The organism is Nesterenkonia salmonea (genome assembly GCF_005771525.1).
GTDB classification, from domain to species: domain Bacteria; phylum Actinomycetota; class Actinomycetes; order Actinomycetales; family Micrococcaceae; genus Nesterenkonia; species Nesterenkonia salmonea.
Genome location: NZ_VAVZ01000028.1, coordinates 33,556 through 49,165, shown reverse-complemented (window position 1 = coordinate 49,165; position 15,610 = coordinate 33,556). Strand labels below are relative to the sequence as shown.

The following is a 15,610-nucleotide window of genomic DNA, read 5'->3' as shown; positions in this document are numbered from 1 at the left end:
ACCGGGCAAAACTCAATGAGTCAACGACTCACACTTCCCGGGCATCTTGAGATGAGTCACCAGGATTGTCCCGGGTCCAGACCCGGGGAGCAGTTGTGAGAACACTGAACTGAGGCAGAGGCGAAACCAGGAATTCGCCCCAGTGCGGGCACCCCTAGACTGGAGCGATGCCAGTGAACATGAGTGATGACGAGTTTGATGCCGCCGTCACAGATGCCCTGGATCTCATTCCCCCGGAGCTTGCCGCGAAAATTGAGAATGTCGCCGTATTCGTGGAGGAAAGCTATCAGCCTGAGCCGTGGGAAGATCCGAACACTGTTCTTCTCGGTCTCTACGAAGGTATTCCACTCACCGAACGGGGTGGTGAACCGTGGGCTATGCCGGATCGCATCACCCTCTATAAGGGTCCAATCCTAGAAATCTGCCAGACCCCACAAGACGTCGTCGAACAGGTGACCGTCACGGTGGTGCATGAAGTTGCGCATCATTTCGGCATCAGCGATGAGACTCTGCACCGACTGGGTTGGGGTTAGCCTCTTACACGGCACAAAGCCCGACGCCGCCGCTTGCTATCAACGGCTTAGCACAACCCTGTGCCAAAGTTGTGGAGCCTCAACCTTCAACCTACTTGAAGGTTGGAGAAACCTGAATTGTGACCCTCGATCCCCGTAAATACGGGGTTTTCTACCTCACAGCTTCGTCACAGAAACGACACGGCCTATTGCCTCCGTGACCTTTTCGCAATTATCGTGAACGCCAGCAGCACCGCGAAGGGTTCACATCCAGACGCGTTTCCTATCTCAGTCGTTCACACGAAGGGCATTTTTCGTCCCGGGATGCGAGCGTCCGCGTCAGGATCGGACCCACAGCACGCCTCTCCCAAAACGGGGCTGGCTGACGTGGCACTTGCGCCCATGAGAAAAAGTGAGGAACTACCGTGAAGCACCGCCGCAATTTTGCGGTGGCGGCCGTTACCGCCGCCGTCGTGACGACAGCGCTCGTCGGGACCACCCTGCCCGGCCTGGTCGCTGATCGCACTTCCGATGACTCTATTGTCGAGCAGGCCACCGATCAGGCCCTCTCAGCCGAGACACTCGTCAGAACCGATCTGCCCGAGGTCCCCTCTGCGGACGACATCTCTACCGCAAGAGAATCACAGCATGCACGTGACCGCATGATGGTCGACATCGTGGGGCGCATTGACCAAGCTGTGGACCGCGCCGACGAACTGGAACTCGAGCTGATGCGCCAGCATTCACTGGCCCAGGCTCGACTTCAAGATGCCGCTGACCTCCAGCAGGAGGCCGAGGACGCGTCTGTAGCAGCCGAAGCAGCACTTGCCATGGAAGCCTCCGAGGAATACCAGGACGACGACACCTCCGCTGCTGATGTGCTCCTAGGAGACGATGACGCTCTGGCCGATGACGCGACAGGTCAGCAGCTCTCGGACCAAGCTGAACGCGACGCGGTCGACGCCGCCCAATTACAGCGGGAAGCCGAAGCGGCCTCTGAAGCTGCCGCGAGCGCTTCAGAAGAAGCTGCCGAAACTCTGGCCTCCACCGGCACGCAGGACGGTTCAACTAATCAGAGCCTCGAAGAGCTCGACAACGTTCTGCGCGACCTCCTAGAGACGCTTCGCGAGGAAGAAGGCTTCGAGGGAAGCCTCAGTGACTTCCTCACCTTCATGTACGGCGAGCATGACCGGGCCGACGGCGGCACCGGATACTTCGACGCCGACGGGAATCTCGACGGTGAGGCGGTTCGTGAACGCATTCGCCAACTTCGCGCCGCAGGCCCACAGACCTCTGTGGCAGACGTCAACGATGAAGACGACGACTCCGCCGACGAGGCCGAGCCTGCCACTGAGACCACCGAGGATTCTTCGGACGATGCGGAAGGGGAAGCCACATCGTCCGAAGAATCCGAGGTCACCGAGGTGCCCACATTCGAGTCCTTGAACTCGGAGCAGCGCGAGCTACTCTCAGAGGGCGCTGAACTGGAGGGCTTCGACGGATCCGCTGAGTACTACCGCGTGGTGCTGGAGAATTCTGCTCTCACCAGCGACGGCGCCGTGGACTGGGATGAGTTCGCCAACCACGTTGCCTACCTCAGCTCTCAATCTGCAGAAGAGGAACCGGAGCCAGAAGAGGAACCGGCTGAGGAAGAGGAGCCCGAACCAACACCGAGCTCTTCACCCAGCCCCTCGAGCAGCCCTTCTCCAACTCCCACCCCCACTGAGGCCTCAACCCCGGGATACAACTCGCTGAGCTCCGGACAGAAGTCCCTCTTGGCTGAGGCCGCGGATTTGGAGTCCGGTTTCGACGGTGGAGCTCGTGATTACTACACACTGATCCAGAGCAACGACCTGTTCACCACAAGCGGCGGCTCCATCAACTGGACTGTGCTGGAAGGTCACGTCGCGTACCTGGACAACCAGGCTGCGGCCAGCTCCAGCAGCTCATCGCAGGAGAACTCATCAGAAGAGCAGAGCCAGAGCTCAGCTCCGAGTTCCTCTCCGACACGCACGGCCACTCCCACTCCGACCCCGACGCCAACCCGCACCTCCACGCCGGAGCCCGCTCCCACGCGAACTTCGAACCCGGCCCCCACACACTGGGACGATCTCAGTGGCGAGCTGCGTAGCCTACTGAGTGAAGCTGCACGCATCGAACCAGGATTCAGTGGCTCTGGTGGCGACTACTGGCGAGCAGCCACACAGAACTCGGATCTCACGAACAGCGACGGGACAGTGTCCACATCGAAGCTGGCTGCTCACGTAAGCACGCTGCGCAGCCAGCAGAGCGACAGCGGCAGCTCCGGCGGGTCTAGCTCAGGTGGATCCTCATCGAGCAGCGGGAGCTCCTCCAGCGGTTCCTCCAATGGGGGAAGTTCATCCGGTGGGTCCAGTTCCAGCGGTTCTTCCACCAGCAGTGGAGGCGCCCAGCCGGCTAGCAGCTCCGGCGGAAGCAACGCCGCCTCAATCGCCGTGAACTGGGCTCGGAATGAAGCCAGCCGTCCAGGCACGAGCTACGTACTCGGAGCAAACGGGCCTAACGCTTGGGACTGCTCCAGCTTCACCCAGGCTGCTTACCGGCAGGCGGGCGTGAGCTTAGGCCGAACTACATGGGATCAGATGGTCCAAGGCCAACAAGTCTCGTGGGGCGACCGGCGACCTGGGGATCTGATCTTCTGGGGCGACTACCATGTTGCGATCTACTTGGGCGGCGGCATGATCGCTGATGCAGGCAACCCCTCAGCGGGCGTCAGCGTCCGCAGCGTTTTCGGCAGCCCGACCATGGTCCGACGCGTCGCATAACTGACAGCCACTCGAAGAGCGGCGACGACCTCAACACCAAGTTGTTGGGATCGTCGTCGCTCTTCTATGTTCACTGGATTGTGGAAACAACGGGTCCGGCAAAGAATGGAGAACCCTCCGCTCAGAGCACGGGTCCGAAGTCCGCGCGGTTCTGAATGCGCTCATCCTCGCCATCTGGGACAACCATCAGCGGCCCTTCTGCATGCTGGAGAACTCCCTGCGAGGTGGATCCAAGCAACATGCCGGCGAATCCGCCACGACCACGGGTCCCCAAGACCGTCAGCTGTGCCTGTCGAGTTTCTTCTACCAGCACATCGACGGCAGTTCCGTCAATTACCTCGACGTCGATTGTCAGATCAGGGAAATGACTGTTGAGCCATGACCGACCAGCTTTGAGCTTCTCTTCCAACTCCGCAAGAGCATCTGAATCTTCGATATGGGTGGGAATCCACACCAGAGTTGAACCCAGCGGGGGCAGCGCACACACCAACCGCAGGGTGACTCCCCGCTCTGCAGCTTCCTGCGCGGCAACCAGTGCCGCAACCCTGCCATAGTCTGAGCCGTCTACACCAGCCACAACAGGCCGCGTATCACGTGTTCGAATCGGGTGGGCGCCCTCTTCGATAAGAGATTCAGGGGCTGCCGCACCAGGCTGAGAAGACGAAGAGACAATAGGGATCGCTCCCGTCGCAGTTGTCACGGCGTTCTCTTCCTTCGCCGAGAACTTCAGTGGCACCAGAACGGTGGGGCACTTCGCATGCGCGGGAAGGGCTGACGACACCGACCCCAGGAGACGTCCGAAGAACCCCCCGCGGCCACGTGATCCCACCACGAGCATCTCAGCGTCGTCGGAGTATCCAAGCAGCACCGCGGTGGGGTCACCAGATTCGATCCGGTAGTCCGCTCCTCCTGGGTAGTCCCTCAGGAACTGCTTGGCCTCATCCATGACACGCTCGGCCCCTGCTCTAAGCGAGGAATCGTCCATCATGGCGTATCCGCCATCCATGGACGATGCGGCGAAAGCGGGGATCGAGTACGCAGTGACAACTGTCAGTGGCAGGCTTCTCCGATACGCCTCAGCGGCAGCCCAGTGAGTTGCCCTCAGCGACTGTTCAGAACCGTCCACGCCTACGACGACGCCCGGTTTCTCCTTGCTCATGGTGGACCTCCTCAGATCAGGTGTGTCCTCATGGTACCGATCGCACCTGCCACTAGCGAGGGTTTAGGTCACGCGTTGGATCATTCGTCCAGGAAAGTTGGTCGTAATCTCCTGCACGCCCAAGTCAGCCATAAGATCAGCATCGGCGATACTGTCCACCGTCCACACCCGAACCCGGCATCCTCGCGCGACCCATGCCTTGATCTCAGCGCGTCGGGAACGCACATAGCTCACTCCGGGGCCGGCAATTCCTACCTGTCGATTCCAGATCAGTGATTCGGAGTCCCTGACAGTTCCCCTCATCACAGCTGCCACCAGGGGCCGCATTGCCGAGGAGAAACGCAGGTGCTCCACATGAGCGTGGACAGAAGCGGAGTCTACGGGCGATACAAGCGCGCAGAGCTTGTCGCTGGGCACGATCTCTCCTATATGCCTCAACGACTCTGGGTAGAAACTCATGAAGGTCACCCGCACCGTGTGCTCGCCAAACCGGAGACGGGATGTCTCAGGGTCCCATCCTGCGGCCAGCAGCACTCTCAGTGTGGTGTCTTCGAGCTTGTGACCAAAAGGCGATGGATGTTTCAACTCGATTGCCAGGCGTGTGTCCCGCCCTGCGTGACCCATCAGTTCGAGGACATCCTGAAGTGTCATCAGTTGTTGGGCCCGTGCCCCGTATTGGCTTGGGAGCCTGGGGGTCTTCCAACTGGAGATGTCAAGCTGCCTCATCTGAGCCAGTGTGGTGTCAGCCACCGCGCCTGCTCCGTCAGAAGTGCGTTCGAGCGTCGGGTCGTGGAAACAGACGAGTTCTCGATCCCTCGTCAGGTGCAGGTCGATCTCCAGACCGTCGGCGCCCTCTTCCAGGGCCCGGAGATACGCGGCGCGGGTGTGTTCGGCGAAGAGGCCGGAGGCTCCACGATGGGCGAAAACTCGTGTTTTCCTGAGACTCCGACGGCGCTCGTGCGCGGCAATGGGGGCCGCCGAGGGGTCATCGAAGACATTTTCAGAGGAGAGGTCAAGGGGACGGAGGAGATCAGAGCGGCGCTGTTCCAGGCCGTTACTGCGCATCACGCTCTCAAGACTATGGGGAGCGGGCCAACTCTGGGCTAGCTCAGGAGGAAGAGCTTCACAACGCGGCGTGAACGAGCCGTGAACTGATCAGTCAAATCAGGTCAGTCGCGGGTGAACTCTGCTGGCAGCGGAGCATCTGACGCAGCCGTTGCGTCTGGCTTTTGGCGCATGCGCTGCTGCTTGAGCTCTTTGCGTTGAGTACTTGTTGAAGCCTTGAGTTCACGTTTCTTGGCGCGGCGCTTCTTTCTGTCCGCCCGCTGCCTCTCCCGCTCGAGCCCTCGACGGAAATCCTCAACCAACGCCGGGGGCGTCTGCTCAGGGATTTCACCAAACGCCGAGTGCGCACTTGAGGTGATTTGACGAGCCAGGACGCGGTTCCCCACCCCGCCGATCACCGCGCCGATTCCGAAGGGAATCGCCCGGGCGAACATTGAAGTGCCGCGGCGAATAAAGAACTTGCGAATGAACTGTTTGCGAAGTTGGTTGCCGATGAGTTGCGTCATGGTGGAGGCACCCGCGGAACCGGCAGCTGCGTTGCTCAGCGGCACTATTGACCCGATAGGGCCCGCACCTCGGCCGTCGACCTGCGCTGAGAGCTCTCCCAGCAGCTGGCGCCCCTCCTCGCCGAGCATGATCCCCATGACGAGTAATTTCGCCTTCTGCGGATCCTCAGTGGAAATCCCTGCAAGTTCGGCCTTGGATTGCGCATACAGGGCGCACAGCTCTAGGAAACTGCCGGTAGCGAGAACGGACAGCCCCATTGATGTTGCTGTCCCTACACCAGGTACCGCCGCGGTGGCCCCTATGAGCGCACCTCCACCGGTCATGGAGCGCTTGAATTCTGCATCAAGACGCTCGGCGAGCTCTCGGTTGGTGAACGTGGGGTGCGCTTTGCGGAGCCGACGAAGATTCGCAAGCACGAGGGGCCTCTGGACAGTTACCGCGCGAGTGAGCCACGTCTCTGCCGAAGGTGTGAGTTGGCCGTCCTCAGTGAACGCCTGTCGTGAGACCACAGAGATGGACTTCGCGGCCAGGAACCCCCCCGCTGCGCTTCGGAGAAGAGGTTTGCTGGGTTTCTTTGCTGCACGCCGGTCGCGTCCGCTGACATGGGACGATGAAGCGTTCTTACCGCTTCGTGAGGGAGTGAGGTTGGTCGAAGCCATAGAGCCGAGTGTATGCGCTCAGCTGCTGATCGTCAGGTCGAGCCAGACAAGACGGTCATCGAGGCCGTAGACCGATTCTGGGTCCACAACCTCGTAGCCGTACTCACCTTCAGCCGGCCAGAAGACTCCCGACCCGCTGACGTCCACGCTCGTGGACGGAAGAACGAAGGAAGCACGCTCACCGCGCCCTTCAGCCACGTGCCTGGTGTCTTCCGGATCTGTCGCCCATGTGGCGGCGGGATGCTCATCTTCAGGTACTTCAGTGACTGCCTCAGGACGTGTATCCCGAATTACTGGTGATTCAAGGAGGACGTCAAGGTTTTCGACTTCACCGGATCGCACGGCAGGTACTCCTGCCACCACGAAGGGGGTACCGGGTTCCATATGCCCGGTCTCACCTTCATCGTCATAGAGATACCAGGCACGTCCCGCCACATAGTCGGCCATGACTCGCCGCATGTCATCTCCACGGTCAGTGTCTGCTGCCTCAGGAGGTGAAGCCACTGACGCTGAGATAATGTGGACGGTCTCTCCGTCGACCTCGACTGGCACATCCCACATGCTGGTCTCGTGGAGCCGGAGCACTGAGGATTCCAGTGATGAATCCCGCCCCGTGGGCATGGATGTGTCCGGGACGTCGCTCCAAAGGAATTCCTTGAAGGTTCGGACCTCTTCCTCCACGATCGGGTACTTGGAGAAAATGACGGTCCCATACTGGCCGGGGTACTCGCCGTAACCCACAGCATCTCCGGGGCCACCGATCGTGCCGTCCCCATCAAGGTCAACACCGGACTCACGGCCGGAATTTGTGCCCTCAGTAAACAAATAGGGGAAATCCAGGCCTGACTCCGAATGTTGACCGGCCGCCAGATATCCGTTGAGAAGCTCAGCTATTTGATGTTCTTTGTCATAGGTAACGCCAGTCAGCACGATGACGTCCGGATCGTTCATTTGCACAGTCTGAGCCACTGCGCGTGCCTGTGTGTGGTTTCCGGTGCTCAAACTTGCGATGAGATCTTTGACCGGCTCATCTCCGCTGGAGTCGGCCGTAATGTTGGCGTGCAGTGTCGCCACACGGAGGTCATCAGCGTCTTTAGCAACCGTAGACGCGGTCCTGTCATCCTCTGCGCTCGGGGCCGTCGGTTGCCCTGGTGCTGGGAACAGTGGGTCAGGGGTTGCGGCGTCAGCAACCCCGACAACTGCGGGTTGAGCAGCTGATGTACTGGCCTGCGCGGCGGGAACTGTGGCGAGGGACAGGCACGAAACAAGGACCAGGGCGAACCCGGGCTTGGCAATATCCCTCTTTTTCATCCGGTGCGCAGGCGTTTGAGAGCCTGTGGGCATGGGTACCACGGTAACGTGTTCCTAGCCTTCAGCCAAGCCCTTGAGAGACCTACGACAAACAGTTACCAAGGCGTAACCTGCCACAGAACGCGAACACATGTATAGAGTGGCGCAGTAATTTAGTACATCACTTGTATCGAGGAGGAACTTCATGGCTTCCCAGCCAGAAGTCGAAAAATTACGGGATTGGTCGATATCCGACGTGATCCGAGGGCTCAATATGTGGGTCTTCGTGCCCTCCGTCGTCATTATTCTTGGCGCTTTGGCCTTCGCCACCTGGTGGGGCAACCAGTACGGAGCTGAGGCCTTCGAAACGCTGAACTCCACCATCGTTGACACCGTCGGCTGGTGGTATGTCCTCATTTGCACTGGCTTCGTGGTCTTCGCGCTATGGGCCGGACTGTCAAAAGCAGGCAATATCCGGTTGGGCCGCGATGATGAGAAACCAGAGTTCGCCATGGGCTCCTGGTTCTGCATGCTCTTCGCCGCCGGCATGGGCATCGGTCTTGTGTTCTGGGGTGTCGCCGAACCGCTGTGGCACCTGATCGCACCCCCGGAAGTGACCGCTGATGCCGGCGTGGATGCCGATGGCAATGTCATCGCCGCATCCGAGGCGGCAAATGCCGGTTCTGCGATCGGTCAGTCGTTGTTTCACTGGGGACTGCACGCCTGGGCCATTTACGTGGTCATCGGTTTGGGCCTTGCCTACATGACCTTCCGCCGCGGACGTCCTCTTGCAGTGCGTTGGCTGCTGGAGCCGATCTTTGGCCGAAAGCTCATTGAAAGCTGGGTGGGTCACGTCATCGATGTGATCGCCATTGTCGGTACCGTCTTTGGCGTGGTGACCTCCCTGGGTATCGGAACCCAGCAGATCGCCGCCGGTATGGGATTCATGGGTTGGGTGGATGACCCAACCTCAGAACCTCTGCTGACCGGCCTGGTAATCATCATTATGGCCATTGCCACGATCTCTGTGATCACCGGTGTCCACAAGGGACTGAAGTGGCTTTCCAATTTCAACTTGATTGCCGCCGCCGCGCTGGCGCTCTTCGTAGTGCTGGCCGGTCCGACTCTGTTCCTGCTTCAGTCCGTCGTCTCCAACGTCGGTGAGTACGCAGTCGCCTTCCCGCAGCTGATGTTCCAAGGCGGCACTGAGTATGCTGCTGGGGCAGGTGGCGAAGATGTCGGCCTGCTGGGCAACGGCTGGTCCGCTGACTGGACCATCTACTACTGGGGCTGGTGGATGAGCTGGGCGCCCTTCGTGGGCATGTTCATCGCCCGTATTTCTCGCGGCCGCACGATCCGTGAGTTCGTGCTTGGTGTGCTGCTCGCCCCTACCGCTGTGGGTATCCTCTGGTTCTCCATCTTCGGCTCCTCAGGCATCTACTACCAGCTGACCGAAGGTTCGATGCTTATTGACGATGGGGAGGGCGGCGAAACCGTAGGTACCGAGGCGTCCCTCTTCCAGTTGCTGGAGCAGCTGCCGATAGCGTCCATCACCTCTGTTCTTGCAATCCTGGTGATCACCATCTTCTTCATCACCTCCGGGGACTCCGGGTCGCTGGTGACGGATGTGCTGGCCTACGGCGGTCGCACCGACACACCAAAAATGACTCGCGTGTTCTGGACAGCGCTCATCGCCCTGGCTGCCATTGTGCTGCTGGCTGCAGGTGATGACCCTGACTCTTCGCTGCGTGTTCTGCAGGTCGCGGCGATCTCCTCCGCAGCACCGTTCTCCATTGTGATGGTGTTGGCGGTGATTGCTCAGATCAGGCTCTACCTCTACGAGGGCCGGACTGCACCGCGATACGTGCGCATTCGCCGCCATGCCACGAAGGCCGCTGTGGTGGAGGCCGCTCGCCGGGAGTCAGGCTCAGAGGAGGGGCCTGCTGTGCACAGGACTGTGCTGCAGATCCTCAATGAACAGACCAAGACTCTGCGTTCCATGTTCGGTGGCACCTCAGGCACCCTGTCGGGACTGCCTCGAACCACTGGTGCTGGCGCTCCGGAGACTGCCGGCAAGGCCAGTGACGACCTGGTGTTGGCCGTCCAGGACCTCCCCTCCGAAGCTACCTATGTCAACGCCAAGACTGGTGTCCTGGGTTGGGATGAGAAGCGTGCCTTCCGCGATCCCCTCCGCGCCGACGAGTCCTTCGCGACTCCTGAGTTCTACGAGTCCTACGAAGGGTGGGAGCAGGAGGCCGAAGAGTACTTCGACGAGGCTGTCGCGACCGGGACCATCCCTGCGGTGGAACCGGAAGACAACGACGACGCCAAGTAGGCCGGGGCTGAACCCGAAAAATTAAACGAAGGAGCCCGCCCGGGTACAACCGGGCGGGCTCCTTCGTTGTCTGTGGAGTTCTGCGGTGGAAGCCAGAGTCCTAGTTCCACTTCAGATCACAACGATCAGGCGGGGTTGAACGTGGTGGGTTCCATCCCAGTGCGCTCATTGCGCTCCAAACCGTCGATGGCCTGCAGTTGCTCATCTGTGAGCTCAAATCCGAAGACGTCGAAGTTTTCCTTAATCCGGGAGTCCGTCACTGATTTCGGGAACAGGATCCGGCCGCGTTGCAGATGCCAGCGGATGATGACCTGCGCGACTGTCACACCATGAGCCTCAGCAGCGTCAACTATCGGCTGATCTTCGAACACTGCGCCCTGTGCCAGAGGACTCCACGCCTGCGTAGCGATTCCGTACTTCTCATTTGCGGCTTGGATATCGCGCTGTTGGAGCGCGGGGTGGACCTCCACCTGGTTCACCGCTGGAGTGACCGAACCTGTTTCAGCGACACGGTCGAGGTGCTCAGGGGCGAAGTTGGAGACACCGATGGAACGAGTCTTGCCCTGACTCTGCAGCTCTTCGAGTCCTTTCCACGCTTCCAGGTACTTCTCATCTGCTGGAGCGGGCCAGTGGATGAGGTACAAGTCCACGTAGTCCAAGCCCAGCTTGCCAAGTGATGTCTCAAGGGCCTGAAGTGTCTGGCCGTTCTTGAAGTCGGACACCCAGAGCTTCGTCGTTACGTACAGTTCCTCGCGAGGGATGCCGGACTTGGCGATAGCCGCGCCGACACCCTCTTCATTGCCATAGATGGCGGCAGTGTCGATGTGACGGTAACCAGCTTCGAGGGCCTTTGTGACCACGTCTTCTGCCTGGTCGGCGGGCACCTGCCACACGCCGAATCCCAGCTGAGGAATGGTGGTGCCGTCATTGAGCGTCACAGTGGGTACTACAGTCATGGGTGCTGTTGTCCTCTCGATGGGTTAAAGCGAGAGGCTTTAGGCCTCTCCCCTGATCAGAACCGCAGTCGGTCGTTGTTCATTCCGGCAGACTCGAAGCGGCACCGCTTAGACGCCCAGGCGACGGCGCAGCTCGCGGGCATGCCTGCGGGAGACTTCTACCCGGGAGCGCTGCCGGTCATTCATCACCAGCGCCAAGTGACCACGGAAGTCTGGGACGAGCTCCCGCACGTATCTGAGGTTCACCAGGTAGGAACGGTGAACTCGGCAAAAGTGCCCATGAAGCCGGCGCTCCAGCTCATTGAGCGAGAACGACACCAGCACTTTCTCTTCGGCGAGCTTCAGCGAGGAGTAGCCACGAGCCGCCGCGGCGTAAACAATGGCGTCACCCTCGATGAGCATGGTGCGGCCGTCACGCTGAACGGGGATACGGACCAGCCTGTCGCGGTGGTCTGGTTCCCGGAGGGCATCGGGGGTGGCTGCGGCGTCGTCGTTCTTGGTGTTTTCCTGAGGCCGTCCAGGCGCTGGACTGGACAGGGCGCGCTCCAGCGCGCGGGCGAGGCGGTCGGCGTCGAAGGGTTTGACCAAATAGTCTGCAGCGGCGAGATCAAAGGCTTCCACGGCGTGGTCGGGGTACGCGGTGGTGAAGATGACCTTGGGTTGTTTGGGCAGTTCCCGCAGCTGTTCGGCGACCTCGAGGCCGCTCAGGCCGGGCATGCGAATATCTAGGAAGACCAGGTCGTAGTCCAGGGACCGCAGGAGCACCAGGGCTTCCTCGCCATTGGTCGCTTCCCCGACCACTTGGACCTCGATATCGCCGGCGGCTTCCTCCAGCAGGTAGCGCAGCTCCTCACGTGCGGGGGCTTCATCATCGACAATCAGGGCTCGGGGCGGCACAAGTCACAGTATACGGACGCTTGGGGCTGCGACGATCTCAGCGAAGCGGGATCTTCAGCTCCACCACAGTGCCACCGGACTTCGGTGTGGAAATTGATAGGTCGTAGCGGTCACCGAAAAGCGAGTCGAGCCGTTCAGAGATGTTCCGCAACCCCACACCTGCGTGCCCCTCCGCCGCTGAACTCGGATGGGTCAGCGCGGCTTCTGCATGGTCACCAACATCCCCGTGTCCAGCCGTGAGCTTGGCCAGGACCTCAGGATCCATCCCGACCCCATCATCTGAGACTCGGATGGATGTGGTGCGGGTGAGTGGATCAACTCGCGCCCGCAGCCTCACGGTTCCCCCCTCAGGTTTGGACCCGATCCCGTGTTTGACCGCGTTTTCTACAAGGGGCTGGATCGTGAGCACCGGGACACGCGAGGTGAGCACCTGAGGGTCGATGTCGTAGCGGACCTGCAGCCGATCGCCGAACCGGGCTTGCTCCAAGGAGATGTAAGTGCGCACAAAGAAGTATTCCTGAGCGAATTCGGCCAGATGGCCTTCCTGGCGCACCGCATAGCGGAAGAATTCTGAGAGCCGGAGCAACAGTTCGCGGGCTTCATCTGGCCGGGTGCGGGCTTTCGAGGCGATGGTGTTGAGGATGTTGAACAAGAAGTGCGGATTGATCTGGGCCCGCAGAGCATCCAAGCGCGCACTTGCCGCCAGTTGTTTCTCGCGGTCGAGTTCGGCGAGTTCCAGGTGCAGACTGAGCATTTTCGCCATGTCTTCAACCATCTGCTTCGGTGGAACCACTGTGGTTGCCTGGTAGACCCCAAGGGTACCCACTACGCGCTGGCCTATCCGCAGCGGGGCGATCACCGCCGAGAGCACTTCGCAGCCCTCGCTGCGGCAGCCCACGCCTGCTTTGTCGCGCACCACCACGGTCTTTCCCTTCCGAACCGCACGCGGGGCAGCCGAAGTCTGCATCACCCCCCCGGGCAGGTGATGGTCCTGGCCGGGACCAATATAGGCGAGGATGTTCTCGGTGTCGGTAATGGACACCGCATCTCCAGAGAGCATGGGTCTGAGGAGTTCGCAGGTGCGGCGCGCTGCATCTTGGGTCAGGCCGGACCGTAGTGGGATAGCCCGCACCGCTAAGTCACGTACCCCGTGGTCCGGATGTTCACTCCGTCCGTGGGGACTGCTGATGCGGCTAGTTCGAGATCCTCGTGTACCACGGGGACCGCGTAGCGCTGAGGGGTAGCCCAGCACCACGGCGATGGTCAGCGCGACGCCGATACCTGCAGTGGGCAGCACTGGCAAGGCTGGGGTGACCATGATTTGGGTGATCACATATACCACTGTCCAAATGACCAGAACTGCCGTGGCCAGAATGACGCTACCGCGCACGCCGGTCCTCCTTCCTCCGCCTGCGTTCGCGCAGGGTTAGTTGGGCGAGTCTTTCGGCGTGCCGGTCGGCTGCTGTGCCGTGCATGATCACCCAGTCAGCGTCGACGTCGTCGGGCGCAGTGGTCCGCAGGGACACCAAAATGGTGAGCAAGAACGCCAGCGGCGCTGCAACAAGAGTGGGGGCTGCCATGAGCTCGCGGAGCGGCGAGGTCTCTATGAAGCTTGCACTGAGGAACATGATGATAGACACCGTCGAGCCTGTGATCAGTCCTACCAAAGCCCCAGCAGCAGTTGTCCGGCGCCACCAGATGGCCAGCACCACCACGGGGGTGAGGGCAGAGCCTGCGATGGCGAAGGCCCACGTCACCATGGTCGCGACTAGCGATGGCATAGCAGGGGTGAACGCCTCAGGGCGCAGGGCGATTGCAAGACCTGCTGCTGCACCAGCCGCGAGTAGAGTCGAGGCCCGTCCGACCCACACTGCCTGCCGTTGAGTGGCCTGCGGGTTGATGTGGCGTTCATACACGTCGTGGCCCCACGTGGCGGCGGAGGCCAAAAGAAGGCCCGCGACGGTGGACATCGCGGCGATCAACGCTGCAGCAGCTATGAGCCCGAGACCAGCTTCTTCCCCGTAGATTCTTCCCAGCACCGGAAGCGCGTGTTCGGGTACGCGCAGCACCCCGTCCTCGGTGAGTTCCTCCAACCATGGGTGTTCCCGGACTGCACCAGGAATGATGTCCCGGGCGGCGGTGCCCATCATGACCGCCAGTGCGTAGAAGATTCCGATCAGTACCAGGACCCACACGGTGGTGGTGCGGGCGGCTTTGCCGGTGGGTGCGGTGAAGTACCGGTTCATCACGTGGGGCAATCCAGCGGTGCCTAACCCTAGGGTGACCACCAGGGCTACCTGCCCCAGTTGGCCGTAGCGGGCGCCAGGCTCGCCGAAGACCGCCGATTGGCCGGGATCTACCGCATTCTGCTCTTGTGTCAGTTCCCATGACCCGTCGATGAACTCTGGGTTCATCAGGGGCTGGCTGCTGAGCGATTCCACGGCTTCTCCGTAGCGAAACCCGTCTGCGCTGACCATAGCAGCCAGCCAGAGCAGGGCGGCAAACAGCAGCAAGAACTGCACCGCTTGGTTCCAGGTGGTCCCGCGCATGCCACCGGCCGCAACCAGCACCGCGATCACTGCCGTGGAGAGCAACACCCCGGTGGAGTATGGGCTCAGGCCAAAAATCCCGTGGCCGACCAGTAGCTCCCAGGTGATACCTCCACCGACTGATTGAGGAATCAAGTAACAGAGGATGACCAGTTGAACGACCCCCACAGAATGGAGCCGGACGGCGTCGGAGCGCAGCCGTCTGCCGAGAAAATCCGCCAGCGAGAACTCCCCGTACCGGCGCAGCGGTGCAGCGACCAGCAGCAGCACGGGCACGAAACCCGCCGCAAAACCCACCGCATACCAGGCGCCGTCGAGACCGGAGACGTACACCGCCGCAGCAACACCGAGGAACGACGCCGCAGAGAGATAGTCTCCGCAGATGGCCCAGGAGTTGGTCGCTACACCCACCCGTTGACCAGCCAGGTAGAAGTCCACTGTGGAGGAGTGCCGCGGCCTGGTGATGACGGATACGCCAAGGACGATCACCAGCACAGCTATGAGAGTGATGATGGCGGTGATAGTCATCGCTGACCTGCCGAAGAGTCGGGACCCGGGACTTCGGTGTTGTGCGTGCCCTGAGCTCCGAGCATTTGTGATTCAACACTTGAGCTGAGCGTGGCCGCAGCGATTCCGATGGCGGCGAACACCACGTAGAGCCCTATGGCTACCGTGAGGAAACCGGGACTGAGGTCTCCGATGAGTTGGGATTCAAGCCACCAGTCCAATGTGCTCGACAAGAACGGGAACGCGGCGACCACTACGAGGAAAACGATGAAGTAGGTCAGGGCGACTCGACGTTGGGTACGAAACGCGGCGTCTACCTCAGCCGGAGTGTCGCGGGTCTCGCCGTCTTCCTGCGGGGAATGGGTCACAT

The 15,610-nt window shown here is 60.9% G+C and carries 12 protein-coding genes; 3 read left to right on the top strand and 9 right to left on the bottom strand.

Annotated elements, in window-relative coordinates:
- The first annotated feature begins 167 nt into the window (after positions 1–167).
- Positions 168–533, top strand: a complete 366-nt coding sequence (locus FEF26_RS10630) for a metallopeptidase family protein (RefSeq protein WP_243730527.1) — start codon at positions 168–170, stop codon at positions 531–533.
- Positions 534–937: 404 nt separating this feature from the next.
- Positions 938–3,316, top strand: coding sequence for a C40 family peptidase (locus tag FEF26_RS10625; RefSeq protein WP_138253518.1), 2,379 nt, complete (start codon positions 938–940; stop codon positions 3,314–3,316).
- Between the two features lie 121 nt (positions 3,317–3,437).
- Here FEF26_RS10625 and FEF26_RS10620 read toward each other — a convergent pair whose 3' ends face one another.
- The 4 genes from FEF26_RS10620 to FEF26_RS10605 all read right to left on the bottom strand — a co-directional run bounded on the left by FEF26_RS10620 (position 3,438) and on the right by FEF26_RS10605 (position 8,050).
- On the bottom strand, positions 3,438–4,475 hold the full coding sequence (locus FEF26_RS10620) for a universal stress protein (RefSeq protein WP_138253517.1): 1,038 nt from the start codon (positions 4,473–4,475) through the stop codon (positions 3,438–3,440).
- Between the two features lie 63 nt (positions 4,476–4,538).
- Positions 4,539–5,540 carry a glycerophosphodiester phosphodiesterase family protein gene (locus FEF26_RS10615; protein WP_138253520.1) on the bottom strand — a complete coding sequence of 334 codons (1,002 nt, stop codon included), beginning with the start codon at positions 5,538–5,540 and terminating at the stop codon, positions 4,539–4,541.
- A gap of 104 nt (positions 5,541–5,644) precedes the next feature.
- Complete coding sequence (locus FEF26_RS10610) at positions 5,645–6,706, bottom strand: hypothetical protein (protein ID WP_138253516.1); 1,062 nt, start codon at positions 6,704–6,706, stop codon at positions 5,645–5,647.
- Positions 6,707–6,724: 18 nt separating this feature from the next.
- Positions 6,725–8,050: an endonuclease/exonuclease/phosphatase family protein gene (locus FEF26_RS10605; protein WP_138253515.1), complete on the bottom strand. Its 1,326-nt coding sequence runs from the start codon at positions 8,048–8,050 to the stop codon at positions 6,725–6,727.
- 151 nt (positions 8,051–8,201) lie between these two features.
- On the opposite strand from FEF26_RS10605, the gene FEF26_RS10600 reads away from it, so the two are divergent.
- Positions 8,202–10,331, top strand: coding sequence for a BCCT family transporter (locus tag FEF26_RS10600; RefSeq protein ID WP_138253514.1), 2,130 nt, complete (start codon positions 8,202–8,204; stop codon positions 10,329–10,331).
- Positions 10,332–10,456: 125 nt separating this feature from the next.
- Here the strand turns inward: FEF26_RS10600 and FEF26_RS10595 are convergent, their stop codons facing one another.
- The 5 genes from FEF26_RS10595 to FEF26_RS10575 all read right to left on the bottom strand — a co-directional run bounded on the left by FEF26_RS10595 (position 10,457) and on the right by FEF26_RS10575 (position 15,608).
- Complete coding sequence (locus tag FEF26_RS10595) at positions 10,457–11,287, bottom strand: aldo/keto reductase (RefSeq protein ID WP_138253513.1); 831 nt, start codon at positions 11,285–11,287, stop codon at positions 10,457–10,459.
- Positions 11,288–11,395: 108 nt separating this feature from the next.
- Entirely contained in the window at positions 11,396–12,184 is a 789-nt protein-coding gene (locus FEF26_RS10590; protein WP_138253512.1) for a LytR/AlgR family response regulator transcription factor, read from the bottom strand.
- Between the two features lie 37 nt (positions 12,185–12,221).
- Complete coding sequence (locus FEF26_RS10585) at positions 12,222–13,574, bottom strand: histidine kinase (RefSeq protein WP_138253511.1); 1,353 nt, start codon at positions 13,572–13,574, stop codon at positions 12,222–12,224.
- Positions 13,564–15,261 carry a sodium/solute symporter gene (locus FEF26_RS10580; protein WP_138253510.1) on the bottom strand — a complete coding sequence of 566 codons (1,698 nt, stop codon included), beginning with the start codon at positions 15,259–15,261 and terminating at the stop codon, positions 13,564–13,566. Before FEF26_RS10580 ends, FEF26_RS10585 begins: the two co-directional genes overlap by 11 nt.
- A complete protein-coding gene (locus tag FEF26_RS10575; protein WP_138253509.1) occupies positions 15,258–15,608 on the bottom strand; it encodes a DUF485 domain-containing protein in 351 nt (116 codons plus the stop codon). The genes FEF26_RS10580 and FEF26_RS10575 overlap by 4 nt, the downstream gene beginning before the upstream one ends.
- Positions 15,609–15,610 lie beyond the last annotated feature (2 nt).

Bases quoted from the DNA above. Each gene is read 5' to 3' on its own strand.
- FEF26_RS10600 (WP_138253514.1), top strand. From the start codon at position 8,202: ATGGCTTCCCAGCCAGAAGTCGAAAAATTACGGGATTGGTCGATATCC.
- FEF26_RS10630 (WP_243730527.1), top strand. From the start codon at position 168: ATGCCAGTGAACATGAGTGATGACGAGTTTGATGCCGCCGTCACAGAT.
- FEF26_RS10610 (WP_138253516.1), bottom strand. From the start codon at position 6,706: ATGGCTTCGACCAACCTCACTCCCTCACGAAGCGGTAAGAACGCTTCA.
- FEF26_RS10580 (WP_138253510.1), bottom strand. From the start codon at position 15,261: ATGACTATCACCGCCATCATCACTCTCATAGCTGTGCTGGTGATCGTC.
- FEF26_RS10595 (WP_138253513.1), bottom strand. From the start codon at position 11,287: ATGACTGTAGTACCCACTGTGACGCTCAATGACGGCACCACCATTCCT.
- FEF26_RS10620 (WP_138253517.1), bottom strand. From the start codon at position 4,475: ATGAGCAAGGAGAAACCGGGCGTCGTCGTAGGCGTGGACGGTTCTGAA.
- FEF26_RS10615 (WP_138253520.1), bottom strand. From the start codon at position 5,540: ATGCGCAGTAACGGCCTGGAACAGCGCCGCTCTGATCTCCTCCGTCCC.
- FEF26_RS10605 (WP_138253515.1), bottom strand. From the start codon at position 8,050: ATGCCCACAGGCTCTCAAACGCCTGCGCACCGGATGAAAAAGAGGGAT.